Annotated in this window: 21 protein-coding genes; 13 read left to right on the plus strand and 8 right to left on the minus strand. The window is 72.1% G+C overall.

Going from position 1 to position 23,715, the window contains the following annotated elements; all coding sequences use genetic code 11:
• Nucleotides 1-24 precede the first annotated feature (24 nt).
• The 3 genes from AC0VYD_RS08370 (at nucleotide 25) to AC0VYD_RS08380 (ending at nucleotide 5,007) form a co-directional block, all read left to right on the plus strand.
• Nucleotides 25-471, plus strand: a complete 447-nt coding sequence (locus AC0VYD_RS08370; protein WP_473040658.1) for an Rrf2 family transcriptional regulator — start codon at nucleotides 25-27, stop codon at nucleotides 469-471.
• Nucleotides 472-663: 192 nt separating this feature from the next.
• On the plus strand, nucleotides 664-1,878 hold the full coding sequence (locus tag AC0VYD_RS08375; RefSeq protein WP_475479344.1) for a globin domain-containing protein: 1,215 nt from the start codon (nucleotides 664-666) through the stop codon (nucleotides 1,876-1,878).
• Nucleotides 1,879-2,025: 147 nt separating this feature from the next.
• Nucleotides 2,026-5,007, plus strand: a complete 2,982-nt coding sequence (locus AC0VYD_RS08380; RefSeq protein ID WP_475479345.1) for a helix-turn-helix transcriptional regulator — start codon at nucleotides 2,026-2,028, stop codon at nucleotides 5,005-5,007.
• A 35-nt stretch (nucleotides 5,008-5,042) separates the two neighbouring features.
• On the opposite strand, the gene AC0VYD_RS08385 is transcribed toward AC0VYD_RS08380, so the two are convergent.
• On the minus strand, nucleotides 5,043-5,561 hold the full coding sequence (locus AC0VYD_RS08385; protein WP_475479346.1) for a hypothetical protein: 519 nt from the start codon (nucleotides 5,559-5,561) through the stop codon (nucleotides 5,043-5,045).
• Between the two features lie 164 nt (nucleotides 5,562-5,725).
• Nucleotides 5,726-5,959 (minus strand): hypothetical protein, encoded by a 234-nt coding sequence (locus AC0VYD_RS08390; protein ID WP_475479347.1) that lies wholly within the window; start codon nucleotides 5,957-5,959, stop codon nucleotides 5,726-5,728.
• Nucleotides 5,960-6,126: 167 nt separating this feature from the next.
• Between AC0VYD_RS08390 and AC0VYD_RS08395 the strand changes: the two genes are divergently transcribed.
• From AC0VYD_RS08395 to AC0VYD_RS08415, 5 genes are all read left to right on the plus strand, one after another.
• On the plus strand, nucleotides 6,127-6,954 hold the full coding sequence (locus AC0VYD_RS08395) for a Scr1 family TA system antitoxin-like transcriptional regulator (RefSeq protein WP_475479348.1): 828 nt from the start codon (nucleotides 6,127-6,129) through the stop codon (nucleotides 6,952-6,954).
• Nucleotides 6,951-7,211, plus strand: a complete 261-nt coding sequence (locus AC0VYD_RS08400; protein WP_475479349.1) for a DUF397 domain-containing protein — start codon at nucleotides 6,951-6,953, stop codon at nucleotides 7,209-7,211. The genes AC0VYD_RS08395 and AC0VYD_RS08400 overlap by 4 nt, the downstream gene beginning before the upstream one ends.
• Nucleotides 7,212-7,281: 70 nt before the next feature.
• Nucleotides 7,282-7,584: a DUF397 domain-containing protein gene (locus tag AC0VYD_RS08405; RefSeq protein ID WP_475479350.1), complete on the plus strand. Its 303-nt coding sequence runs from the start codon at nucleotides 7,282-7,284 to the stop codon at nucleotides 7,582-7,584.
• A gap of 56 nt (nucleotides 7,585-7,640) precedes the next feature.
• Entirely contained in the window at nucleotides 7,641-7,889 is a 249-nt protein-coding gene (locus tag AC0VYD_RS08410) for a DUF397 domain-containing protein (protein WP_475479351.1), read from the plus strand.
• Nucleotides 7,890-8,092: 203 nt separating this feature from the next.
• Nucleotides 8,093-10,978, plus strand: coding sequence for a helix-turn-helix transcriptional regulator (locus AC0VYD_RS08415; RefSeq protein ID WP_475479352.1), 2,886 nt, complete (start codon nucleotides 8,093-8,095; stop codon nucleotides 10,976-10,978).
• 23 nt (nucleotides 10,979-11,001) lie between these two features.
• On the opposite strand, the gene AC0VYD_RS08420 is transcribed toward AC0VYD_RS08415, so the two are convergent.
• Both AC0VYD_RS08420 and AC0VYD_RS08425 read right to left on the minus strand, forming a co-directional pair.
• The gene (locus tag AC0VYD_RS08420) at nucleotides 11,002-11,580 is read right to left on the minus strand and encodes a rhodanese-like domain-containing protein (RefSeq protein WP_475479353.1); all 579 of its coding nucleotides are present in this window, start codon (nucleotides 11,578-11,580) and stop codon (nucleotides 11,002-11,004) included.
• 262 nt (nucleotides 11,581-11,842) lie between these two features.
• Nucleotides 11,843-13,204, minus strand: coding sequence for a glutamine synthetase family protein (locus AC0VYD_RS08425; protein ID WP_475479354.1), 1,362 nt, complete (start codon nucleotides 13,202-13,204; stop codon nucleotides 11,843-11,845).
• 274 nt (nucleotides 13,205-13,478) lie between these two features.
• Here AC0VYD_RS08425 and AC0VYD_RS08430 point away from each other — a divergent pair, with 274 nt between their 5' ends.
• The gene (locus AC0VYD_RS08430) at nucleotides 13,479-15,254 is read left to right on the plus strand and encodes an NAD+ synthase (RefSeq protein ID WP_475479355.1); all 1,776 of its coding nucleotides are present in this window, start codon (nucleotides 13,479-13,481) and stop codon (nucleotides 15,252-15,254) included.
• Between the two features lie 104 nt (nucleotides 15,255-15,358).
• On the opposite strand, the gene AC0VYD_RS08435 is transcribed toward AC0VYD_RS08430, so the two are convergent.
• Nucleotides 15,359-15,967: a dihydrofolate reductase family protein gene (locus AC0VYD_RS08435; RefSeq protein WP_475479356.1), complete on the minus strand. Its 609-nt coding sequence runs from the start codon at nucleotides 15,965-15,967 to the stop codon at nucleotides 15,359-15,361.
• 117 nt (nucleotides 15,968-16,084) lie between these two features.
• Between AC0VYD_RS08435 and AC0VYD_RS08440 the strand changes: the two genes are divergently transcribed.
• On the plus strand, nucleotides 16,085-16,663 hold the full coding sequence (locus tag AC0VYD_RS08440; protein WP_475479357.1) for a TetR/AcrR family transcriptional regulator: 579 nt from the start codon (nucleotides 16,085-16,087) through the stop codon (nucleotides 16,661-16,663).
• Between the two features lie 23 nt (nucleotides 16,664-16,686).
• On the opposite strand, the gene AC0VYD_RS08445 is transcribed toward AC0VYD_RS08440, so the two are convergent.
• From AC0VYD_RS08445 to AC0VYD_RS08455, 3 genes are all read right to left on the minus strand, one after another.
• Entirely contained in the window at nucleotides 16,687-19,716 is a 3,030-nt protein-coding gene (locus AC0VYD_RS08445) for a helix-turn-helix transcriptional regulator (RefSeq protein ID WP_475479358.1), read from the minus strand.
• The gene (locus AC0VYD_RS08450; protein ID WP_452545938.1) at nucleotides 19,716-19,868 is read right to left on the minus strand and encodes a hypothetical protein; all 153 of its coding nucleotides are present in this window, start codon (nucleotides 19,866-19,868) and stop codon (nucleotides 19,716-19,718) included. The genes AC0VYD_RS08445 and AC0VYD_RS08450 overlap by 1 nt, the downstream gene beginning before the upstream one ends.
• A 68-nt stretch (nucleotides 19,869-19,936) precedes the next feature.
• Nucleotides 19,937-20,089, minus strand: coding sequence for a hypothetical protein (locus AC0VYD_RS08455; protein WP_473040645.1), 153 nt, complete (start codon nucleotides 20,087-20,089; stop codon nucleotides 19,937-19,939).
• A 297-nt stretch (nucleotides 20,090-20,386) separates the two neighbouring features.
• On the opposite strand from AC0VYD_RS08455, the gene AC0VYD_RS08460 reads away from it, so the two are divergent.
• The 3 genes from AC0VYD_RS08460 to AC0VYD_RS08470 all read left to right on the plus strand — a co-directional run bounded on the left by AC0VYD_RS08460 (nucleotide 20,387) and on the right by AC0VYD_RS08470 (nucleotide 23,690).
• On the plus strand, nucleotides 20,387-21,109 hold the full coding sequence (locus AC0VYD_RS08460) for a hypothetical protein (RefSeq protein WP_475479359.1): 723 nt from the start codon (nucleotides 20,387-20,389) through the stop codon (nucleotides 21,107-21,109).
• Between the two features lie 84 nt (nucleotides 21,110-21,193).
• Complete coding sequence (locus AC0VYD_RS08465; protein ID WP_475479360.1) at nucleotides 21,194-21,532, plus strand: hypothetical protein; 339 nt, start codon at nucleotides 21,194-21,196, stop codon at nucleotides 21,530-21,532.
• Nucleotides 21,533-21,884: 352 nt separating this feature from the next.
• The gene (locus tag AC0VYD_RS08470) at nucleotides 21,885-23,690 is read left to right on the plus strand and encodes a carbohydrate-binding module family 20 domain-containing protein (RefSeq protein WP_475479361.1); all 1,806 of its coding nucleotides are present in this window, start codon (nucleotides 21,885-21,887) and stop codon (nucleotides 23,688-23,690) included.
• Nucleotides 23,691-23,715: the final 25 nt, after the last annotated feature.

Here is a 23,715-nt window from a genome sequence, read left to right on the forward strand (position 1 = left end):
GGGCGCAGGACCTACCATGGGTCCATGCGCCTGACCGCCTTCACCGACGTCTCCCTGCGCCTGGTCATGCGGCTCGCGGTGGCGGGGGAGGGCGAACTCCTCACCACCCGTACCGCCGCCGGTATGCTCGCCGTGCCCTACACCCACATGGCCAAGGCCGTGGCGCGGCTGGCGGAGATGGGTCTGGTGGAGGCGCGGCGGGGCCGCGGCGGCGGACTGCTGCTGACCGAGGCGGGACGGCGCTCCTCGGTGGGGGCGATCGTCCGTGAACTGGAGGGGGCCGGGGACCTGGCCGGGTGCGAGGACGACCCGCCCTGCCCGCTGCGCGCGGCCTGCCGGCTGCGCGGTGCGCTGGCCCAGGCCCGGGAGGCCTTCTACGTGTCCCTGGACGGGGTGAGTGTGGAGTCCCTGGTGTCCCCGCCCGCGCGGCAGACCCTCATCGTGCTCGGTGAGGACGCCCCTCCGGCCTGACCGCGCCTGACTGCCGGAGTGCCCGACCTGGCAGGGGAGGAGGGGTACCCCCTCAGGCTCCCTGAATGCTCCTCTGACCTGCACTTTCGCGTTTGGACCCACCCCGGTGCGGGGGTCTCGGGCGTCGGTTTTAATATGCATTTCAGATACCAATTATCTGACGCGGGGCCCCGCCCCGACGAAGGAGGACGCGTGCTCTCCACCGAGTCCGCAGCCACGATCCGCGCCACCATCCCCGCCGTCGCGGGTGCGCTGGACACCATCACCGCCCGGTTCTACGACACGATGCTCGGCGAGCACCCCGAGCTTCTCGACGGCCTGTTCAACCGGGGCAACCAGGCCAGCGGCGAACAGCGCAGAGCCCTGGCCGGGTCCATCGCAGGCTTCGCCACCGCCCTCCTGGAGCACCCGGACGAGCGCCCCGACGCCCTGCTGTCGCGCATCGCGCACAAGCACGTCTCCCTCGGCATCACCGAGGACCAGTACGTGATCGTGCACAAGTACCTGTTCGCCGCGATCGCCGACACCCTGGGCGAGGCCGCCACCCCCGACGTCGTCGCGGCCTGGGACGAGGTCTACTGGCTGATGGCCGGAAGCCTCATCGCCATGGAGGCCCGCCTCTACCAGGAGTCCGGGACCACCGGCCGCGACGTGTGGCGCCCCTGGCGGGTGGCCGACCGCTCCGCGCAGACCCCCGACACCGTCTCCCTCACCCTGGAGCCCCAGGACGACGAACCGGCACCCGGCTTCCGGCCCGGCCAGTACGTGAGCGTGCGGGTCCAACTACCCGACGGCCTCCACCAGGCCCGCCAGTACTCGCTCTCCGGTTGGGACGGCAGCCGCCGCCGGATCACCGTCAAGCGGCTGCGCGCGGGTGAGAACCCGGCCGGCGAGGTCTCCACCTTCCTGCACGACACCGCCGCCCCCGGCGACACCCTCATGGTGTCCACCCCCGCGGGCGACGTCACCCCGGCCGACGGCGACCACCCGCTCGTCCTGGCCTCGGCCGGGATCGGCTGCACCCCGATGGTCGCCATGCTCCAGCACCTGGCCGAACAGGGCAGCACCCGCCCGGTCCTGGTGCTGCACGCCGACCGCGGCCCCGAGGACCACGCCCACCGCGAGGAGGTCGCCGCCCTGGTCGACCGGCTCCCCGGCGCCACGGCTCACACCTGGTACGAGAACTGCCAGGCGGGGTGCCCCGGGGACGGCACCGGCGGCGACCACCACCCCGGGACGATGGACCTGGACCGGGTCGAGGTGCCCGAGGGCGCCGAGGTGTACCTGTGCGGCCCGCTGCCGTTCATGCGCGACGTCCGGACCCAGTTCCTGCGCGCGGGCGTGCCCGCCCGCTCGGTCCGCTACGAGGTCTTCGGCCCCGACCTGTGGCTCGGCGCCGACGACTGACCGCGTTCACCGGGGAGGGTTCGACGGGAACCGGCCGTTCTCCGGGGACGGCCGCCCTTCCGGGGGCTGTCCGCCGCTCGGCGAACCGGCCGGTTCCGGCCCGAAGGCCTGCTGCCACAGGCGGTTGCTCCGGACATACTGGACAGCATGCAGGTCCACAATCCCTCCGCCGTCTTCGTCGGCCGCCACACCCAACTTTCCCTCCTGGCCGCGGACGCGGACAGAACCAGGACCGAGGGCGCCCGGGCCGTGCTGGTCTGCGGAGGGGCGGGGGTCGGCAAGTCCCGCCTGCTGGCAGAGCACCTCAGGCGCGTCCCGGAAGACGCCGTCGCGCTGGGCGGTTGCCTGGAGCTGGGCGCGGAGGGCGTTCCCTTCGCGCCCTTCACCGCTCTGCTGCGCGAACTCGTCCGCTCCGGCGGGCCCGCCGCCGACCCCACCGGCGACCTGGGGCGTCTCCTGCCCGAACTCGGCGGAGCCTCCGGGGCCGCAGACGAGGGCAGGGCGCGCCTCTTCGAGTCCGTCCTCACCTACCTGGAGGGGCGGGCCGCCCCCGACTGCCTCACCCTGGTCGTCGAGGACCTGCACTGGGCCGACGCCTCCACCCGGGACCTGCTCGTCTTCCTGCTGCGCAACCTCGGCCCCGCACCCGTCCACCTCCTGATCAGCGTGCGCACCGACGACCTGCACCGCGCCCACCCGCTGCGCCGCCTGCTGCCGGAACTGGAACGGCTGCCCCGGCTGACCCGGATGGACCTGGCCCCGCTCTCCCGGGACGAGGTCGCCGCCCAGGCCAGGGCTCTGCGCGGTAACGAACTCGACCCCGCCGACCTGGACCTGCTGCACGAGCGCAGCGGCGGCAACCCGCTCTTCGTGGAGTCGTTCCTGGCGGTCGGCCACGACCCCGCCGGGGCGCCCATCCCGGACGGGCCGCGCGACCTCCTCCTCGCCGCCGTCGAACCCCTCCCCGAACCCACCCGCCGCGTCCTCGGCCTGGTCGCCACCGCCGGAACCCGGGTGCGGCACACCCTCCTGTCCGGTGTCGCCAGCCGGGCCGGGATCACCGAGGACGCACTGGACTCCGCCCTGCGCCCGGCCATCGACGCCCGGGTCCTGCACACCACCGAACACGGCTACGTGTTCCGGCACGCCCTGCTCGCCGAGGCCGTCCGCGCCGACCTCATGCCGGGGGAGCGCGTGCGCGCCCACCGCCGCTACGCCGAGACCCTCCGGAGCGGGGTCGACCGGATGCCCGAGGGCGAGCGGGCCGCACAGCTCGCCCACCATGCCCACCGCGCGCACGACCAGCCCCTCGCCCTCACCGCCGCCTGGCGGGCCGCCGAGTACGCCGCCGCCGTCGACGCCTACCCCGAGCGCCTGGCCCTGGTCGAACGGGTGCTGGAGCTGTGGGACCAGGTGCCCGACGCCGCCGAACGCCTCGGGATGCCCCGGGACCAGGTCCTGGTCCGGGCCAGCGAGGTCTGTCTGGTCGCCGGTTCGCTGCGCCGCGCGGTCGGCTACGCCACCGACGGCCTGGACGAACTCGGCGTCACCGGTTTCCACGACCCGGACCACCCTCCCGAACACGCGGTCCGTATCTCCCGGCTGCGGCACGCCCGCGCCCGGGCGCTCAAGGAGATGGGCCGCGACGGCGCGCTGGAGGACCTGGCCGACGCCTCCGTCCTGCTGACCTTCAACCACCCCGAGGCCCCGGCGGTCGGTGCGACCCTGGCCGCCACCTTCATGGTGCGCGGCCACCACGGCCAGGCTGCCACGGCCGCCCGCCGCACCCTCAACCGCGCCCGTGAGCTCGGCGACCGGCGCAGCGAGGCCGACGCCCTCATCACCCTCGGTTCCCTCGACCCCCCGGGAGGCCGGGAAGAGGGGCTGAAACTGCTCGGTGCGGGCATCCGCCTCGCGAGGGAGGTCAACCACGTCCCGGCCGAGATCCGGGGCCTGATCAATCTCAGCGGTCAGCTCAAGAACCTGAACCGCCTGGAGGAGAGCGCGCAGGCGTCCCTGGAGGGGATGCGCCGCTGCCGCGAACTCGGCCTGGCCCGGACCCAGGGCGGCGCGTTCGCCTACGGACTGGCGACCACCCGCTTCAACCAGGGCCGGTTCGCGGAGAGCGAGGAGCTGCTGTCCGGGATCCGGGACCACGGGGTGACCCGGGCGCGGGCGCTCGTCCTGCGCATGCACCTGGACCTGTACCGGTGGCGGCCCGAGGCGGTGCGCGCGACCATCGAGGAGTTCCGCCGGATCCTGCCGGAGCGGGAGAGCTCCCCGGTGGAGCACCTGCCGGTCCACCTGCTCCTCCAACGGCTGGCCCTGCACGAGGGGCGACCGCTGGACGCGGGGAGGATGGCCCGGGACATGCTGGCCAGGGCGGTCGGGGACGGTGCGCTGGCTTCGACGGTCCACGGCATGTACCGGTCCAGCCTGGCCTGGCACGCCTCGATCGCCGACCGGCTGGCGGAGGAACCGGGGGAGGAGGCCCGGGGCCTGGCGGAGGAGCTCCACCGGTTGTTGGCCGAACTCCCCGCCGGGGCCGGGGCCTACGAGCAGGACCCGGCGGGGCTGGCCGCCCGCGCCTGGAGGACCCCGGACCCCGGGCAGGCCCTGGCCCTGTTCGAGGCGGCGCTGGCCGGGACCGGCCCGACCGGACACGTCGTTCTGCGTGCCGAGTACTGCCTGGAGGCGGTCCGGGCAGCGGTGCGCGCGGACGAGCGGGAACGCGCCGCCCGGCACCTGGCGGACCTGCATCGTCTGGCGGTCCGGTACGGCCTGGCCCTGTTCGCGCGGGAGGCCGGTTTCCTGCGGATCCGCCACGGCCTGCCCGACCCGGACGAGCCCGCCGCCGCGCACGCCGGGCCAGACCGGGTCGCGCTCACCTCCGGAAGATCCCCGAAGCGGGACGCCCCCGTCGGGAGCCCCCTGCCGATGGGGCTGACCCGGCGGGAGTTGGAGGTGCTGGCACAGGTGGCCAAGGGGTTGAGCAACCGGGAGGTCGGCCAGGTCCTGTTCATCTCCGCGAAGACGGTGAGCGTGCACCTGAGCAACCTGATGGGCAAGCTCGGGGTCGGCAACCGCACCGCCGCCGCGGCCAAGGGACGTGAGCTGGGCCTGGTCTGAGCGCGGGCCGGGGACCCGGGCCGGGGCGGGAGAGGTCAGACGGCGTGGCCGGTACGGGTTCGGGTGGCGCGGGTGTGCTGTTCGTAGGCGCGGTAGTAGGTGCGCACGAGGTCGACTTGGTCAGCGGTGGCGGAGGGCTCCGGCGCGTGCGTGTGGCCGTGGGAGACGCGGAAGGTCGGCAACAGCGCCCGGGGCGTGTCCGGGGTCGGGTGCGTGGTCCGGGAATCGGCCGGGAACGGGGTCGGGCGCTGGACGTCGACGGGGCGGCGGGGGCGGGGGATGAACGGGCCGACCTGGTCCGGGATCTGCGCGGTGGTCGGCTTGGGGCCGGTGTTGCTCGTGGTGCTCGCGCCCTGGGCGGGGTTGGTGCGCGGCACGGTGCTGTCGGGGCGGCTGGGGGTGTGTTCGGGCAGGGTGTAGCGGCGGACCCGGCGGGAGCGGCGCCGGTACTCGGCGGCCAGGGTGCGCAGGTAGCCGGAGGGGTCGGCGTGCAGCCCGCCACAGGGGCGCAAAAGACGCACCAGGGTGCACAAAGCGGCGGTAACGTACGTCATGGCAAGTGGTTCCTTCACTTGTCCGGGCCCGGGGTGTTGGTAGCACCGCCGGGCCGCTTCGGTTGTCAGGCCCCTGCACGTCTGTGCGGGGCGGGCCTCGCGTTGCCGGGGGCGAGGGGCTGTCCGGGGGTGTTCCCGGATCAGCGGGGTGTTCCAGGCAGAGGTCACGGCCTGCGGGGCAGGGGCGGGACGAACCCGGCGAACTCCTCGACCACCTCGTGCACCAGGCGGCGGACCTGGGCCCGGGGGATGTAGCGCCAGGTACGGCCGTCCCGGGACTGGTAGGCCCAGTGGCTGCGGTCCTTCAGCCCCAGGGCGACATTGCCCAGATAGGCGGGGCCGACCAGCGCGCGTTCGAGGTCAGCGCCCCGGGTCCAGGGGAAGCGCCGCCACTCCACGGTGAAGGTCAGCCCCGCATCTCACGGAAGGCGTGCAGGGCCTCCGCCCGGGGGTCGGTGTTCTGGCTCTGAGTGGTCCGGGTGGTCTGCGTCTGCCGCTGTCCGAAAACGTCCATGACCACATGCTGAGCCGAGGTCGGACCTGTCTCAAAGCAAGTTGTTCGATCTTGGGATTACCTGATTCTTTTTCCTACTCCGTTGATACAGTTCGCCATATGGTCTCCAGTATTTTTCAGGATTGCCTCATCAAGCTCCGGGATCTTTCTGGCCTCACCCAACGTCAGCTGGCGAATCGAAGCGGTGCATCCCATTCCAGTGTGAACCGTTGGGAGCTTGGCAAGGGAGTGCCAAAACGGGACAATGTGGAACTTTTGGGAAAAGCGTTAGAGGATGCCGGAGTTCAGGACGCACGCACGACGCTTGCCGCTGCGCTCCGGAGGACGGTGGAGGGCACGGGCCTTCCTGAATGGGCCCGTGACCTGGAGTCCATAGAGAACAGCGCACGGCACGTAACCACTGTCACGCCAGCGATGGTCCCTGGCTATCTTCAGTGCCCGGAGTTGGCGCGGGCGATCTTTCAGGCGGGCATGCTCGGAGCCTCTGCGGATGATGTGGCGCACCTTGTCGCTCTACGCACGGGGCGTTTGGAAGCGCTGCCGGACCTGAATGTCACAGCTGTCTTCCTCGCCTCGGCTCTGTCATGCCTTCCCGAAGTCCTCCGCCGCGCGCAGGTTCTTTATCTCCTGAAATGGGCCGACACGGGACGTGTGGTCCTGCATCTGGTTCCGGAAGGGAGCGGGTTGCTCGTACCCGCCGCGCCACTGATGATCTTCAGGCTGCGTACTGGAGACATCGCAGTGGTCAGCGACCACGCGGACGGTAACGTGATACACGAAGAGCCCCACTACGATCGGCTCACCGGTGAGGCCACCGCAGCCCTGGCGGCATCGCTCCCGGAGGCCCTTTCGCTGGACACACTTAGGAAGTTTGCATGAGCACCAACCCCTCCGGATGGCACAAATCAAGCTACAGCGCCAACGGCGCGAACTGTGTTGAGGTGGCGGCCGTCTCGGGTCACGAGGTGGTTGTGGAGAACAAGAGCGCTGATGGCGAGGTCTTCGTCGTCCGTGACTCGAAAAACCCTGATGCTGCCCCGTTGGTCTTCACTCGTGCTGAGTGGGATGCCTTCGTTGAGGGTGTCAAGGACGGTGAGTTCGACGCCGAGCGCTTGCTCTCCACCCTGGTCAGCTGACCTTCGGTCCCCTTCGAGGGTCCACCTCTGCCCGGTGGGCTCTTTCGCCGGACACGCTTAGGAAGTTTGCATGAGCATCAACCTCTCCGGGTGGTACAAGTCCAGCTACAGCACATCTGGGTCCAACTGCGTTGAGGTAGCGGCCGTCTCGGGTCAGGAGGCGGTTGTGGCGAACAAGGAGGCAGGGGACGTGGCCTTCGTGGTCCGTGACTCGAAGAACCCTGATGCCGCTCCGTTGGTCTTCACTCGCGCAGAGTGGGACGCCTTCGTCGCCGGAGCCAAGGACGGTGAGTTCGACGCCGAACGCCTGCTCTCCGCCCTGGTCAGCCGACCCCGAACGTCTGACTTCTTGGATTCAGCCTTCGCCAAATAGGCTTTTGGCGTCCCTCCCCGTAGACGACACCCTTCGCAGACTGAAGGAGATCAGTGATGAGTGACTGGCACAGGTCGACGTACTCCCAGAACGGGGGGCAGTGCGTGGAGGTCGCTGTCGTTCCCGGTCACGAGGTGGTTGTGGCGAACAAGGAGGCAGGGGACGTGGCCTTCGTGGTTCGTGATTCCAAGAACCCTGATGCTGCCCCGTTGGTCTTCACTCGTGCTGAGTGGGACGCCTTCGTCGCCGGAGCCAAGGACGGTGAGTTCGATGCCGAGCGCCTGCTCTCCAACCTGATCGGCTGACTCCCGGCTCCCCTTCGAGGGTCCACCTCTGTCCGGTGGGCCCTTTCTCCTGTCCCGGCCCGGGTGATGTGAGGACAGGCGAGCAGGGGGACCACCGGCCACCCGGCCCAGGGCGGCGAGGGCTGTCGCAGACCCGGCGAACCGGCCGGTTCCGGCCCGAAATCCGGCTGCCGGACCGGGATCAGCCGGACATACTTGGCCGTATGCAGGTCCACGATCCTCTCCCCGCCCTCGTCGGTCGCCAGCAGCACCTCGACCGCCTCCTCACCGACGCCGCCCGGGCGCGCACGGGCGAATCCAGGGCGGTCCTGCTCTGCGGCGACGCCGGGATCGGCAAGTCCCGGCTCCTGGAGGAGTACCTGGACCGCACACCACTGCGGCAGGCGGCCCTGGGCGGCTGCCTGGAACTGGGCACCGAGGGCATCGCCTTCGCCCCCTTCACCGCGCTCCTGCGCCAGCTCGCCCGCGCGGACGGCGGCGCCGCGGAGCCCGGCGGTGAACTCGCCCGCCTCCTCCCCGGTCCCGGACGGGAATCCGCCCCGGCCCCGGGAACCGACGACAACGGCCGGGCCCGCCTGTTCGAGGCGGTCCTGACCTTCCTGGAGGAACGGGCCGCCCCCGGCGGGCTCAGCCTGGTCGTCGAGGACCTGCACTGGTCGGACGCCTCCACCCGCGACCTCCTGGTCTTCCTGCTGCGCAACCTCGGCGCCGCCCCGGTCCACCTGGTGCTCTCGGTGCGCACCGACGACCTGCACCGCACCCACCCGCTGCGGCCCCTGCTCCCGGAGCTGGAACGGCTGTCCCGGGTGACGCGCCTCGACCTCGAACCGCTCTCCAGGGAGGCCGTCGCCGAACAGGCCGCCGCTCTGCGCGGCACCGCCCTGGACCCGGCCGCCCTGGACCTGCTCGTCGAACGCAGCGGCGGCAACCCGCTGTTCGTCGAGTCCTTCCTCACCGTGCCGGACGGCGGCACGGTGCCCGACGGCCCGCGCGAACTCCTCATGCGCCGCGTCGACCCCCTCACCGTCACCGCCCGCAAGGTCCTGGGACTGGCCGCGGTGGCCGGGGACCGCGTCGACCACGGCCTGCTCGCCGAGGTGGCCGAGGCCTCGGGGATCGGCGAGGACGACCTGGACGAGGCACTCCGCGAAGCCGTCGACGCCCAGGTGCTGCGCGCCACCGACACCGGATACGTGTTCCGGCACGCCCTGCTCGCCGAGGCCGTCAAGGGCGACCTGCTGCCCGGACAACGGGTACGCGCCCACCGCCGCTACGCCGAGGCCCTGGACGCCGGGATCCCGGGCCTGCCCCGTGCCGGGGCCGTCGCCCGGCTCGCCCACCACGCCTACGCCGCGCACGACCACCCGCGCGCGCTCACCGCCGCCTGGGAGGCGGCCGGGCACGCCGCCGCCACCGCGGCGCACCCCGAGCACCTGGAGCTGCTCGAACGGGTGCTGGAGCTGTGGGAACTGGTGCCCGACGCCGCCGACCGGCTGGGGCTCTCCCACGGCGAACTCCTGTTGCGGGTCAGCCTGGCCGCGCAGATCGCGGGCGGTCTGCGCCGGTCGGTCGAGCACGCCACGGAGGCCCTGACCGACCTCGACCCGGAGGCCGAACCCGAGCTGACCGCCCGTCTGCTGGTCGCCCGCGCCCTGGCCTACAAGGACCTGGGCCGCCTCTCCGCGCTGGACGATCTGCGCACCGCCGCCGGACTCCTGCCCGAGGGCCACCCCGAACGGGCCGCGGTGAGCGCCACCACCGGTTCGGTACTCATGCTGCGGGGCCGTGACGCCGAGGCGGAGCAGGTCTCCCGCGCCGCCATCGAGGAGGCCCGTGCCTGCGGCGACCGGGCCAGCGAGGCCGACGCGCTCATCACCCTGGGCAGCCTGCTGGACGTCACCGGCTCCGAGGAGCCCCTGGAGATGCTGCGCGAGGGCATCCGGATCGCCCGGGAGCTGGGCGAGGTCCAGGTGGAGATGCGCGGACTCAACAACCTGGGCAGCAACCACGCCAGCCGGTTCGAGTCCGAGGAGTGGCTGGCCTGCGCGCAGGAGGCACTGGACCGCTGCGCCGAACTCGGACTGCTGCGTACCCAGGGCGCCGGGTACGTCAACGGGATGGCCAGCGCCCTCAACAGCCTGGGCCGGTTCGACCAGGCCCGGTCGAAACTGCTCGCGGCCCCCGCCGCGCAGGACCTCGTCGGCGGGCGCCGACAGGCCCTGCTCGCCCAACTGGCCGTCCTGGGAGGCGACTGGGAGGCCAGTCGGCGCGCTCTGGAGGAGTTCGCCCGGCTGCTGCCCCGGGACACCACGTCCTCGGTGGAGTACATGCCGGAGTACCACACGCGGATCCTTCTGCTGCTGCACGGACCGGGCGACCGGCTGGCCGAGGCGGCCCGGCTGGTGCTCGCGGGGGAGGCCGACATCGGTATGCTCTCCCAGGTCCGGTTCAGCGCCAGCGGACTACCCACCATGGCGAGGGTGGCCTGGCGGCTGCGGCGGCGGGCCGCCCCCGGGGACCGCGAGCTCGCCGAGGAACTGGCCGGGGTCCTGCTGGGGCTGCTGGCGCGCGAGGACTGGCCGGTCTCCCCGATGGGGGAGCTGGCGCGCCACGCCGGCAGGGGCTTCCTGGAGGAGGACCCCGCCCGGGCCCTGGCCCACTGGGACCGGGCACTGCCGCTGGCGGCCCGGGCCAGGGGCACCGTTCGGAGCGGGTGCCTCTACGGGGCCTTCTGGGCCGCCCACGGGGCGGGTGAGGCGGAGCGCGCCCGCGCGCTGCTGGACCAGGCCGAGGCACTGCTCACCGAGCTCGACGTCCACGTCGTCCGCCAGGAGGTGGCACGGATGCGTGAGGTGCTACCCGCCGAGCCGGCGCCGAAGGCCACTGCCGTGCTGCCCGCCGGACTGACCCGGCGCGAACTGGAGGTCCTCACCGAGGTGGCCGAGGGCCTGTCCAACCGGGAGGTGGGCCAGGCGCTGTTCATCTCCGCGAAGACGGTGAGCGTGCACCTGAGCAACCTGATGGGCAAGCTCGGGGTCGGCAACCGGACCGCCGCCGTCGCCAGGGCCCGCGAGCTCGGGCTGGTGTAGCCCCGGCCCGACGGGCTCCCCGGTCACGCCCGTGAACCGGCCCTGCTGATCCGGGCCAGCGAGGATTCGACGTCCACCCGGCCGGCCGGCTGGTTGTAGGGGAGCTTGGCGAGTATGAGGGCCATGCCGCAGGTGTTGGTCAGCCCGGCGAAGGTGAGACCGGCACCGATGAACGCGGCGACGAACACGGCGGGCGTCCACCACAGGCTCAACAGCGCTGTGACCAGCACGATCGAACCGGCGATCAGGCGCACCTGGCGCTCCAGGGCCCACCGTTCCCGGCCGTGCACGGCCGGGCCGTCGACGGCGGCCCAGGCGTCCATGCCACCGGTCATCACCACGGTGTCGGCCAGGCCCGCGGCGGCCAGCCTGTTCTGGGCCTGTTCGGCGCGCGGGCCGGACTGGCAGACGAGCACGATCTGTTCGGAGGCGTCCCGGACCACGCGCCCGGCGTGCCGGTCGAGCTGCCCCAGGGGCAGGTTGACCGCGCCGGGGATGTGCGAACCCTCGAACTCCGCGGGGGTGCGCACGTCCACCAGGAGCGGGGCGGAGTTGCTGTCGACCCGGGTGCGTACGGTCGCTGCGTCGACGGACCTGCTCATGTGCTTCTGGCTCCTGAAGGGGAGTCGGGTAAGGGCGGAGGGGCGGGTGGGACGGGGTAGTCGACCACTCTGGTGGGGATACTACCCCGGAGGGTGTGTGACGTGCTGGTCAGCGGAAACGGGAATACCCCGAAAGCCTGGAACGGGCCGGGGCCGCCCCCGGCGGGGAAGCTGTCGGGGAATTCGGAGCCCCGGGGCCACAGCACTTCGCCCCGCCGGGCAGGGGCCCGGCGGGGCGAAGAGAGCTGGGTGTCGCTCCGGATCAGAGCGTGGGCAGGTAACGCTGCAGCTCGTAGGGGGTGACCTGGCGGCGGTAGGAGTTCCACTCCGCCTTCTTGTTGCGCAGGAAGAAGTCGAACACGTGCTCGCCCAGGGTCTCGGCGACCAGCTCGCTGTTCTCCATCAGGCGCAGGGCCTCGTCCAGGCTCTGCGGCAGCGGCTTGATGCCCAGCGCGCGCCGCTCGGCGTCGGTCAGCGCCCACACGTCGTCCTCGGCGCCCGGGGGCAGCTCGTAGCCCTCCTCGATGCCCTTGAGGCCGGCGGCCAGGATCACCGCGTAGGCCAGGTAAGGGTTGGCGGCGCTGTCCAGCGAACGGATCTCGATCCGGCTGGAGTTCGACTTGCCGGGCTTGTACATCGGCACCCGGACCAGCGCGGACCGGTTGTTGTGGCCCCAGCAGATGTAGGCGGGGGCCTCACCGCCCATGCCCGCCGAGGCGGCCGGGTCGTCCCAGATGCGCTTGTAGGAGTTCACCCACTGGTTGGTGACGGCGGCGATCTCGTCGGCGTGCCGCAGCAGGCCCGCGATGAACCCGCGCCCCACCTTGGACAGCTGGTACTCGGCTCCGGGCTCGTAGAAGGCGTTGCGGTCGCCCTCGAACAGCGACAGGTGGGTGTGCATGCCCGACCCGGGGTACTGGGTGAAGGGCTTGGGCATGAACGTCGCGTACACGTTCTGCTCCATCGCCACCTCCTTCATCACGAGCCGGAAGGTCATGATGTTGTCGGCGGTGGTGAGCGCGTCCGCGTAGCGCAGGTCGATCTCCTGCTGGCCGGGGCCGCCCTCGTGGTGGCTGAACTCCACCGAGATGCCCATGGCCTCGAGCATGTTGATCGCGTTGCGCCGGAAGTCGTGCGCACTGTTGTGCGGGGTGTGGTCGAAGTAGCCGCCCGAGTCGTTCGGCTCGGGGAACTCGCCGTGCTCGGGGAACTTCTTCAGCAGGTAGAACTCGATCTCGGGGTGCGTGTAGAACGTGAACCCGAGGTCGGAGGCACGGCTGAGCTGCCGCTTGAGCACGTGCCGGGGGTCCGCGGGGGAGGGGGAGCCGTCGGGCATCAGGATGTCGCAGTACATCCGCGCGGTGCCGTGCGGCTCGTTGCGCCAGGGCAGCACCTGGAAGGTGGAGGGGTCGGGCTGGGCGAGCATGTCGGCCTCGTAGACCCGGGCGAACCCCTCGATGGCCGAACCGTCGAACCCGATGCCCTCGGAGAAGGCCGCCTCCAGTTCGGCGGGTGCCACCGCCACGGACTTGAGGTACCCGAGCACGTCGGTGAACCACAGCCGCACGAACCGGATGTCGCGCTCCTCCAACGTGCGGAGCACGAATTCCTGCTGTCGATTCACGATCAACCTTCCTCGATGCCGGTCGGTCCCGGTCCCGGTCCGCGCTCTGCGGGGCCAAGCCGGACACGTTGTCCCGGGACCAGTCTGCCGTGCGGATATTTCCAGGGTATTTCCGCACACGCCAGCCAGCCTGCCCGGTCCTCTCCCCCTACACGCATTATGGCCTCAGCCGCGGGGGCTCGGGGCCGTCCCCGCCGCAAGGAACGGTCCGGATCCACCGGGCACGGCCGGGCGCGACCCGGGCCGGAAACATCCGGCCGTTAGGCTCGGTCCCGTGGCACAGCTGAGAATCGCACTGGCCCAGGTCAACCCCACCGTGGGTGACCTGGAGGGAAACCGGCGAACCGTGGTCGGCGCGGCCCGCCGGGCCGCGGAGAAGGGCGCGCACCTGGTGGTGCTCCCGGAGATGGCCGTCACCGGGTACCCGGTCGAGGACCTGGCCCTGCGGGACTCCTTCGTGTCGGCGTCGGTCCGGGCCACCCGCGCCCTGGCCGCCGACCTCGACGCCGAGGGGCTGGGCGACCTGCCCGTCGTGGTGGGGTTCCTCTCCCGCAGGGAGGGGCCGGGGGAGCGGTACGGCCAGCCCTCCGGGGCGCCGCAGAACGCGGTCGCCGTGCTGCTCCGGGGCGGGGTCGAGCTCACCTCCGCCAAACACCACCTGCCCAACTACGGGGTCTTCGACGAGTACCGCAACTTCGTGCCCGGCGACACCCTGCCGGTGATCCGGGTGCGCGGCGTCGACGTGGCCCTGGCTATCTGCGAGGACCTGTGGCAGGACGGCGGTCCGGTCACCGCGGCCCGCGCCGCCCGGGTCGGCCTGCTCGTCACCCTGAACGGGTCGCCGTACGAGCGGCACAAGGACGACGTGCGCCTCGAACTGTGCTCGCGCCGCGCCCGCGAGATCGGTGCCGCCCTGGCGTACGTGAACATGGTCGGCGGGCAGGACGAGCTGGTCTTCGAGGGCGACTCCCTGGTGGTGGACTCCGAGGGCGAGCTGGTGGCCCGCGCGCCGCAGTTCGAGGAGGACCTGCTCCTCGCCGACCTGGACCCGGCCGCGGCGGACGGAGAGCGGGGCGCCCGGGACGGGGACGTGGTCGACGGGATACGGATCGTCCGGCGCACGCTGTCCGCCGACCCGGTGCCCGCCTACGAGCCCGGGGCCAACACCGTCACGCCGCGCCCGGACCCGCTGTCCGACACCGGGGAGGTCTACCGGGCCCTGGTCGTGGGGCTGCGCGACTACGCGGCCAAGAACGGTTTCGCCTCGGTGGTCCTGGGGATCTCCGGGGGGATCGACTCGGCGCTGGTCGCGACCATCGCGGTGGACGCGCTGGGCCCCGACCGGGTACACGGCGTCCTGCTGCCCGGCGAGTACTCCAGCGCGCACTCGGTGGCCGACGCCGAGGACCTCGCCCAGCGGCAGGGGTTCGCCGCCCGCACGGTCCCGATCGTCCCCGCGGTCAAGGCCTTCGAGCAGGCCGCCGCCTCCGCGGACGCCGCCCTGAGCGGGCTGGCGGCGGAGAACCTGCAGGCCCGGGTGCGCGGCACGCTGCTCATGGCGCTGTCCAACCAGGAGGGGCACCTGGTACTGGCCACCGGGAACAAGAGCGAGGCGGCCACCGGCTACTCCACCCTCTACGGCGACTCCGTGGGCGGCTTCGCCCCGATCAAGGACTGCTGGAAGACCCTGGTGTGGGAGTTGTCGCTGTGGCGCAACGCCGAGGCGGAGCGGCTGGGCCAGACCCCGCCGATCCCGGAGAACTCGATCAGCAAACCGCCCAGCGCCGAACTGAGCCCCGACCAGACCGACGCGGACTCCCTGCCCGACTACGCGCTCCTGGACTCGGTCCTGGCGGCCTACGTGGGCACCGACCGCGGCGAGGCGGAACTCGTGTTCGCCGGCTACGACCCCGACCTCGTGCGCCGGGTGATCCGCCTGGTGGACCGGGCCGAGTTCAAGCGCCGCCAGTCCGCGCCCGGCACCAAGATCAGCTCCCGCAACCTCAGCCGGGACCGCCGGGTGCCCATCACCAACCGCTGGACGGTCTGACCAACCGCTGGACGGTCCGACCGGCCGCTGGGCGGTCCGACCGGCCGTGTGTGGTCCGGTCGGCCGCCGGGGGCGGGTGCGAGGGGCGGCTCCGGCCGGTCCGCTCACGTCGCACAGGCCTTGCTGCGCCGGAACAGCGTGTAGTCCGCTCCGCCCCTGAAGACGGTGCCCTGCACCCGTTCGAAGGCGGCCGGGTCGAACTCCGCTCCCTCGAAGAAGGTCCTCCCGGACCCGGCCACCACCGGGTAGCGCTTGATCATGAGTTCGTCGATCTCCGGCAGCAGGTACCCGGCGATGGCCGGTCCGCCGACCATGCAGACGCCCAGGGGGCCGTCCTCCCCCTTGAGTTCGCGGACGGTCTCCAGGGGGTCGGTGGCCACGACCGTCACGTTCGGGTCGGTGTCGGCGGGCAGGCTGCGGGAGAACACGTACTCGCGCATGTGCGCGTAGGGGCTCGTGATGCCCAGGTCCAGGGCGACCTGGTAGGAGCCCCGACCCTGGAGCATGGTGTCGTAGTGCCTGTTGGGCGCATCCAGCCCCAGGTGGGCGCGGACGTGGCTGGGCAGCAGTTCCGGGTACTCGTTCGCGTGGAACTCGCCGGTCTCCCCGAGTTCCCCGCCGTCCTCGCCCGGGGTGAGGAAGTCGAAGGAGCCGTCGGGCGCGCAGACGTAGCCGTCGAGCGAGACGGCGACGAAGTAGGTGAGGTTTCGCATGCATCTCCTTGGCGGGGTACTCCCACCGCCTGTTGACCACTATGTTTGAAGTACTACGGATAAAGTACTCCAGGCATAGTGGTTTGCCAAGGGTTTTTCGGAGAACAGGAGAGGACCATGGTCAGGAACCCGGAGCGCCGCGCCGCGCTGCTGGACGCCGCCATCGACGTGCTCGCCGAGGAGGGCGCCCGCGGGCTCACCTTCCGCGCGGTCGACACCCGGGCGGGGGTGCCCGCGGGCACCGCCTCCAACTACTTCGCCAACCGCGAGGAACTGCTCGCCCAGGCGAGCGTGCGTACCTACGAACGCTTCACGCCCGACCAGGCCGAGTGGGACGACGTGTTCACCGGCCCCCGCGACCGCGCCAAGCTCGTGGAGCTCATGCGCGCCACGGTCACCCGCCTGGCCGCCGACCCGAACGTCTACCTGGCCACCCTGGAACTCCAGCTGGAGGCCACCCGCCGCCCCGAACTGCGCCGGAACATCACCGAACGCGTCCGTGCCGACCTGGACGCCAACATCGCCTCCCACGAGGAGGCGGCCATGCCCGGCGACCGCGACACCGTCCTGGTGCTCTACCTGGCCCTGAACCGGTTGGTCGCCGACCACCTCACCCTCCCCGGCGTCCTCGCCGTGGAGGGGTCCCTGGACGAGCTGGTCGCCAAGGTGGTGGAACACGTCGTCCCCGAGCACTGAGCCCCCGGCCCCGGGCGGGTCCGCTACCGGGTCAGGCCGAGCCCGCGGGCCCGCGCCCCGGCGGTGGCGCGGTTGGGCACGTCCAGCTTGGCGAGGATGTTGGACACGTGCACGCTGGCGGTCTTGGGGGAGATGAACAGCTCCCCGGCGATCTGGGCGTTGGTCGCACCCGAGGCGAGCAGCCGCAGGACCTCGGCCTCCCGGGCGGTCAGCCCGGCGGGTGCGGGCGGGGGCACGGACTCCTCGGACAGCCCCGCGCCGAGCCTGCGGGCCAGGTCCTCGGCGGCCCGGGCCAGGGGCGCCGCTCCGCACTCCGCGGCGGCCCGGTGTACCTGGCGGGTCCGCCGCACGGCCAGGGCCCGGTCACCGGTGGCGACCAGGGCCTCGGCCTCGCGGAGCCGGGCCCGGGCCCGGTACAGCCGCAGAGGGGTGCCCTCCCACGCCGCCACCGCCGCGGCCCACAGCCCGGCCAGCGCGGCGGGTCCGGGCCCCTCGCCGCGGGCCCGGTCCACCTCGGCGACCAGGGCGCTGACCGTGGCCGCGTACGCCGGACGGACCAGGCCGGTGAGCGGCAGCTCGGCCGCGACCCCGCCGACCAGTTCGCGCACCCGCAGGGCCGCCCCGGCCGTCTCCGCCTCGCGGCCCCGCTCCACCCCCAGCCGGGCGGCCCCGGCCATCTGCTCCAGCAACGGCCACGTGTAACCGGGCGAGCACTCCAGGACCACCCGTTCCAGCACGTCCCGGGACAGGGACAGGGCCTCGGCGACGTCGCCCTCGGCCAGGGCCGCGTCCAACAGGCCCATGGTCCGCAGCTGGACCATGTTCATCCGGTGCGCGTCCAGCATGGAGCGGTCGCCCACCGGCCCCGCCTCGGCCCGTGCCGCGGCCGTGTCCCCCATCGCCGCGGCGGCGCGCGCCTCCACCGCCTGGATGTAGTGCAGGTGCTTGCCGTCCCGTTGGTCCCGGCTGAGGTACCGCCGGAAGATCTCCCGGGTCCCGCGCAGGTCGCCCAGTTCCAGCAGGATCTCGGCCCGGTTCTGGTGGTTGAAGGACTTGCGCGCCGGGGCCCAGCCCAGCGACTCGTGCCGGGCCAGGGACGCCTCCAGCACGCGGAGCCCCTCCTGGTGGTGGCCCAGTTCGCGCAGGAAGTGGCCCAGGTTCCCGGCCCCGCGCGCCTCCATGTGGGGCTGGCGCAGCTCCTCGGCCCGGCGCAGGCCCTCCTCCATCAGCGGGCGCCCGCGTTCGAGGTCGCCGTCCTGCATGAAGACCCCGCCGAGGGTGATGCGGGCGTCGGCGGCCGCGCACAGGTCGGAGGGTCCGTCGGTGTCGGCCGCCTCGATCGCCAGCCTGGCCAGGTCGCGGGGCCCGTGGCCGCTGCGGGCCAGTTCCAGCAGGAGCTTCTGCTCGGGGGTCTCCTCCCGGTCCTCGCGCAGCAGGGCGCACTCCCGGGCCAGGATGGCCAGGAGCTGGCTGTACCCGGGCATGTGCGGCGGATGCAGTTCCAGGGCCCGGACCAGGTCGCTGAGCCCCCCGTCGCGTACGTGGTAGGCGCGGGCCTGGCCGCGCTGGCGCAGCAGGACCGCCCGCAGGGCGCGGGTGGCGTCGTCGTCGGGGTGCTCGGGCAGGGTCGCCAGCGCCTCGTCGACCAGCTCCAGCGCCCGCCGGTTGCGGTTCGCCGAGATCGCCGTGTTCGCCGCCCGGCTGACCACCTCGGCCCAGCCGAGCCCCTCCACCCGGCTGCTGGGGTCGGGCACCCGGTCCCACAGGGCCAGGACCCGTTCCAACATGCCCAGCCGCTCGTCGAAGGCGAGCGTCTTCTCGGCCTGCACGGCCGCCCACCAGGCGGCCTCCATGGCCCGGGGCAGGTCCTGCGCGGCCTGGTAGTGGTGTGCCTGCTCGGCCGCGCGGCGGTCGGCGGGCACCGCGTCGGGGTACTCGGCGATGAGCTGGGCGAAGCGCAGGTGCAGTCGTGAGTGCGGGCCGGGCAGGATCTCCTCGTGCACGGCGTCGCGCAGCAGCGCGTGCCGGAACCGGTAGTCGGTGCGCCCGGGACGGAGCACGTTGGCGTCCACCAACGTGTGCAGCGCCGCCTCCAGTTCGTGTTCGGGCAACCCGGCCGCGTGGTAGAGCACCTCGTGTTCGATGCTGTCCGCCACGGCGCCCACCGCGGCCGCCCGCAGCACGGTCAGGGCGGTGCCGTCGAAGCGGCGGACCGGTTCCAGCAGGAGGTCGCGGAAGTGGTCGGGCAGCTCGGGGTCCTCCTCGTCCGGACAGGTCTCGGCGGCGGCCAGCGCCTCCACGAACAGCGGCACGCCCTCGCTGCGCCGGTAGAGCGTGTTCAGGGCGTCGTGCCCCAGCTCCTCGCCCCGGATGGCCGCGGCCTGGCGGCCCACCTCGTCGCGGGTGAACGGCTCCAGCACGATCCGGCCCACCCCGGGCAGGCGTTCGAGTTCGGGCAGCAGACGGCGCAGCGGGTGCGTGCGGTGCAGGTCGTCGCTGCGGTAGGTGACGACGATCTGGGTTCCGGGCCGGTCCAGGTTGCGGCTCAGGAAGACCAGCAGGTCCCGGGTCGCTCCGTCGGACCAGTGCAGGTCCTCCAGTACCACGGTGATCCCGTCGTCCCCGGCCACCTGCTCGAACAGGCGCAGCACCTGCTCGAAGAGGATGCCCCGGTTCTCCCGCCGGTCCGCGGGGGGCTCGCCCAGCTCCGGCAGGAGCCGGGCGAACTCGCCGACCCCGCCCGGTGCGGCAGCCTCGAACGGGGCCCGGCCCCGCTCGCGCAGGATCTGGCGGAGCACCGCGGTGAAGGGCGCGTAGGACAGACCGTCCACGCCCAGTTGCAGGCAAGCCCCGACGAACACCGTCCCGGCGGGCCGGGTGGCGGCGAACTCGGTGACCAGACGGCTCTTGCCGACCCCCGCGTCCCCGCCGACCAGCAACGTCTCCGGCGGCCCGGTGCGTACGCGGTGGGCCTGGTCGGTCAGGAGCCGCAGCTGGTCCCGGCGGCCGACGAAGAGGGGACTGGTATCGGAAATCAGGGGCATATCGCCCATTATGCTCTCCGTGGCTGAATCCGCTCCTGGTTTTCCCGGCGGGCCCGTGCCTCGGCGCGCAGCCGACGGGCGCGGCGGCCGAGCTCGGCCTGGCGCAGGCGCTCGTCCCGCAGCGCGGTGGCGGTGACGGAACGCAGGTCGTTGTAGGTCATGGTCTTCCTCCTGGTGCTGGGGCGCCCCTCGGCGGGCGCCGGGGCGGGTCGGGCAGGTGCGGGCCGGGTCAGGTCCCCTTGGCCCGTCGCCTCGCGCGTTCGGCCCTGCGGCGGGCGCGTGCCTCGGCCCGTGCCCTCGTCGCCGCCCGGAGGTGTTCGCTCTCGCGGGCGGCGGTCCGGGAGAGGGTGCGGCTGTCGCGTGGTGGTTCGAGGTGGAACACGGTGGTCCTTTCCGTGGTGCGGCGGAACCCGTGTTCCGCCCCCGTGCCCTCCACGATCCGGCTAAGGGGTGCCGCCGCACATCGGAAGGAATGACCGGTTTTCCGCAGCAAGTGGCGGGTCGGTGGGCCAAGCGTCCTAAGGCGGGTGAGATGCGTCCTAAGCGCTCGGGCCCGGAGGCGGACCGGAGCGGTTTCCGTCGGAGGTTGTGCTGGTCGGGGGCGTGTCACCGAGCGTTCGGAGATGATCGCGCGTAGTTGTCTTGAGGTGTCACAGGGTGAACCTCAAGGAGGCGTGGGATGACTCGGGTCGCTTGCGGGACCGGTCGGCGGGGCACGGGCCGGGAAGGGCCGTGCCGAGAGGGGACGGACGGGCCAGGAGCAGCCGGGAGCGGGCTCGGCCCGAGGTCCGGCTGGGTCCTCGCGGGGCTGACCGCCGCCGTGCTGTGCGCGGCCCCCGCCGCAGCAGACGGTCAGGGGGGAGGGCGGGCGCAGCCCGGCGCGCTCGCCGACGGCGGCGACGGCCTCGCCGACTCCGAACTGGTGGGCCTGACCCTGACGGGTGCGGAGCAGTCCCCGCTGCCGGGCGAGGAGGTCCGCTACCGGGCGACCGTGGCCAACGGCGGTGCGGCGGCCGTCGAGGGGGGTCTGCTCGCCCAGCACGTCCCCGAACCCCTGGAGGTGGTCGGGATCGACCGGTCCGGCGTGGTCGAGGAGGGCGTCGCCAACTGGCGGGTCGACGTACCGGAGGGCGGGGAGGCCGTGTACACGGTCCGGGTCCGGGTGCCCGAGGACGCGGAGGCGGGGGACCGCGTGGTGAGTACGGCCTGCCTGCTGTTGGACCGGGACGCCGAACCCTCGGCGTGCGCGAGCGACACGCTCCTGGTCGCCGACCGGACGGTGCTCTCGCGGGTGGGGGAGATGGTGGACCGCGACGCCCTGGTGCGTACGGCGGGTGCGGGGGTGCTGGCCGTGCTGGTCTGGTTGTTGTGGCGGCAGTGGGGGCCAGCCGGGCGGAGGTGAACGAAGTAACGGGTTGTCTGATTTGTTACGTCAGGGCGTCAGCAAGACGGGCTCTTCAACTACAGCGCGTAGTAGTCTGTCGGCATGGACTTTCTCTACTCCGCGCTCGTGTTCCTGCACATGATCGGCCTGGCCGGCATCATCGCCGGGTTCCTGATGCAGCTGATGACCGACAACGTCAAGGCGACCAAGGTCCTGCTGCACAGCGCCCTGCTCCAGTTCGTCACGGGGCTGCTGCTGGTCGGCGTCGCCGAGATGGCGGACCTGACCGAGCTCGACCACGTCAAGATCGCGGTCAAGCTCCTCGTCGCCCTGGCCGTCGTGGTCCTGGGTGTGCTGAACCTGCGCAAGCCCGCCAGGAACCTCGCGATCATCGCCGGGGTCCTCGCCATCGTCAACATCGGTGTCGCGGTCTTCTGGTAACGCCCCCCGGGCGGCGCCCGCCGCGGGGCGCCGCCCGCTCCCGCCCGCACGGGGTCAGCCGGTGGCGGGCCAGGCCGAGAGGTCTGGTCCGCCACCGGCTTTTTCGTGCCCTCCCGGGGCCCTCCAGAGGGCTCTCTACGCACCCGTCGTTGAAATTTTTGCAGCTTCTTTCGTCGGTATTCACCGAGCTTGCGCGTTCGGACAGCGGAAAGATGCCGGAAATCCGTTGTTCACAACCGAGAGTTCATCTGTTACCTTCGTCACGCTTGCGCAAACTCTTGCAAAGACTGCAAGAGGATGGCGGTGTGGCAGTGCGGCCCCACCGTGCAACTCCCTCCCCCAAGGAGCGCACATGAGAACACCCCGCCCCGGCGCCCTTATCGGCGCCGTGCTGCTGGGAACCGGCCTGCTAGCGGTTCCCGGCCCGGTCGGCCCCCAGGAGGCCGTCGCGGCCTCCGCGAACAGCCCCGCCCCCCTCCAGGAGGGAGGCGACACCATCGTCCACCTGTTCCAGTGGAACTGGGATTCCGTGGCCGCCGAGTGCGCCGACTTCCTCGGCCCGAACGGGTTCGGCGGCGTCCAGGTCTCCCCGCCCCAGGAGCACGTGGTCATCCCCTCCGCCGAAGGCGGCAACTACCCCTGGTGGCAGGACTACCAGCCGGTCTCCTACCAGATCGACAACACCCGGCGCGGCACGGCCGAGGAGTTCGAGGCCATGGTCGCCACGTGCCGCGAGAACGGCGTCCGGATCTACGCCGACGTCATCATCAACCACATGACCGGCCCCGGTTCCGGCACCGGCAGCAACGGCACCGAGTGGGAGAAGTACGCCTACCCGGACCTGTTCGGCGACGGCAGCGCCGCCTACGGAGGCGACGACTTCGGCCCCTGCTTCGAGACCATCAGCGACTGGAACGACAAGTGGGAGGTCCAGAACTGTGAGCTCCTGGAGCTCTCGAACCTGAACACCGCCACCCCGCACGTGCGCGAGCAGTTGCGGCGCTACCTCAACGGACTCGTGGACATGGGCGTGGGCGGATTCCGCGTGGACGCCTCCAAGCACGTTCCCGAGGCCGACGTCGAGGCGCTCTTCAACGGACTGAACGAGGTCCCCGGCTTCGGCGGACAGCCCGACGTCTACCACGAGGTCTACGGCGACCAGACGGTGCCCTACACCGCCTACACCCCGTACGGCAAGGTCACCAACTTCGACTACAAGAACGACTTCGCCGGGAAGTTCGCGGGCGGAGACCTGGCCGGGCTGGTCGACATGCCCGACTACGGCGGCCTGACCACCGACGAGGCCGTGGTCTTCGTCGACAACCACGACACCCAGCGCTACACGCCGACCCTCACCTACAAGGACGGCGACCGCTACCACCTCGCCACCGCCTTCATGCTCGCCCACCCCTACGGCACCCCCGTGGTGATGTCGAGCTACGACTTCGGCGACAACCAGACCGAGGGCCCGCCCAGCGTCGGCGAGGTCGACGGCAACCCAGCGGGCTGGATCACCGAGGACAGCGACTGCGCAGACGCCGACTGGGTCTGCGAGCACCGCGACGACACCGTCGCGGGGATGGCCGCCTTCCGCAACTCCACCGACGGCACCGGAATCACCCAGCGCGCCACCGACGGCAGCGCACGGGTCGCCTTCGACCGCGGTGACCGCGGCTTCGCGGCCTTCAACGCCGGCGGCGGCACCTGGAAGGTGACCGCCACCACGTCCATGCCCGACGGCATCTACGAGAACGCGGCGGGTACCGGCTCGGCCACCGTCTCCGGCGGCCAGGTCACCGTGGACGTCCCGTCCGAGGGCGCCGTCGCCATCCACGTCGACGGCGTCTGCGATCCCGACGAGTGCGACGGCGACGGCGACGGCGGCGACGACACCTTCGAGCTTTCCGCCACCGCCTACACCAACTGGGGCCAGGAGGTGTACGTCGTCGGCAACACCGACGCCCTCGGCTCCTGGAACCCCACCGCAGGGGCGAAGCTGGCCACCGACGGGAGCAGCTACCCGCAGTGGACCGGACAGGTCACCATCGGTGCCGACGACGAGTGGAAGCTCGTCAAGGTCTCCCCGGACGGCGGCGTCGAATGGGAGAGCGGCGCCAACCGGGTCGGCCCGGCCGCCTCCGTCACCTGGCGCGACTGACCATCCAGCGCTGACCGCACGACCA

The sequence above is a fragment of the Nocardiopsis sp. iso_40 genome (genome assembly GCF_056173285.1).

Excerpts from the sequence above, each read along its gene's own strand:
- AC0VYD_RS08370 (WP_473040658.1), top strand. The coding sequence starts at position 25 with ATGCGCCTGACCGCCTTCACCGACGTCTCCCTGCGCCTGGTCATGCGG.
- AC0VYD_RS08435 (WP_475479356.1), bottom strand. The coding sequence starts at position 15,967 with ATGCGAAACCTCACCTACTTCGTCGCCGTCTCGCTCGACGGCTACGTC.
- AC0VYD_RS08410 (WP_475479351.1), top strand. The coding sequence starts at position 7,641 with ATGAGTGACTGGCACAGGTCGACGTACTCCCAGAACGGGGGGCAGTGC.
- AC0VYD_RS08450 (WP_452545938.1), bottom strand. The coding sequence starts at position 19,868 with ATGACCTACAACGACCTGCGTTCCGTCACCGCCACCGCGCTGCGGGAC.
- AC0VYD_RS08400 (WP_475479349.1), top strand. The coding sequence starts at position 6,951 with ATGAGCACCAACCCCTCCGGATGGCACAAATCAAGCTACAGCGCCAAC.
- AC0VYD_RS08460 (WP_475479359.1), top strand. The coding sequence starts at position 20,387 with ATGACTCGGGTCGCTTGCGGGACCGGTCGGCGGGGCACGGGCCGGGAA.
- AC0VYD_RS08405 (WP_475479350.1), top strand. The coding sequence starts at position 7,282 with ATGAGCATCAACCTCTCCGGGTGGTACAAGTCCAGCTACAGCACATCT.
- AC0VYD_RS08470 (WP_475479361.1), top strand. The coding sequence starts at position 21,885 with ATGAGAACACCCCGCCCCGGCGCCCTTATCGGCGCCGTGCTGCTGGGA.
- AC0VYD_RS08465 (WP_475479360.1), top strand. The coding sequence starts at position 21,194 with ATGGACTTTCTCTACTCCGCGCTCGTGTTCCTGCACATGATCGGCCTG.
- AC0VYD_RS08415 (WP_475479352.1), top strand. The coding sequence starts at position 8,093 with ATGCAGGTCCACGATCCTCTCCCCGCCCTCGTCGGTCGCCAGCAGCAC.
- AC0VYD_RS08385 (WP_475479346.1), bottom strand. The coding sequence starts at position 5,561 with ATGACGTACGTTACCGCCGCTTTGTGCACCCTGGTGCGTCTTTTGCGC.
- AC0VYD_RS08420 (WP_475479353.1), bottom strand. The coding sequence starts at position 11,580 with ATGAGCAGGTCCGTCGACGCAGCGACCGTACGCACCCGGGTCGACAGC.
- AC0VYD_RS08380 (WP_475479345.1), top strand. The coding sequence starts at position 2,026 with ATGCAGGTCCACAATCCCTCCGCCGTCTTCGTCGGCCGCCACACCCAA.
- AC0VYD_RS08445 (WP_475479358.1), bottom strand. The coding sequence starts at position 19,716 with ATGGGCGATATGCCCCTGATTTCCGATACCAGTCCCCTCTTCGTCGGC.
- AC0VYD_RS08440 (WP_475479357.1), top strand. The coding sequence starts at position 16,085 with ATGGTCAGGAACCCGGAGCGCCGCGCCGCGCTGCTGGACGCCGCCATC.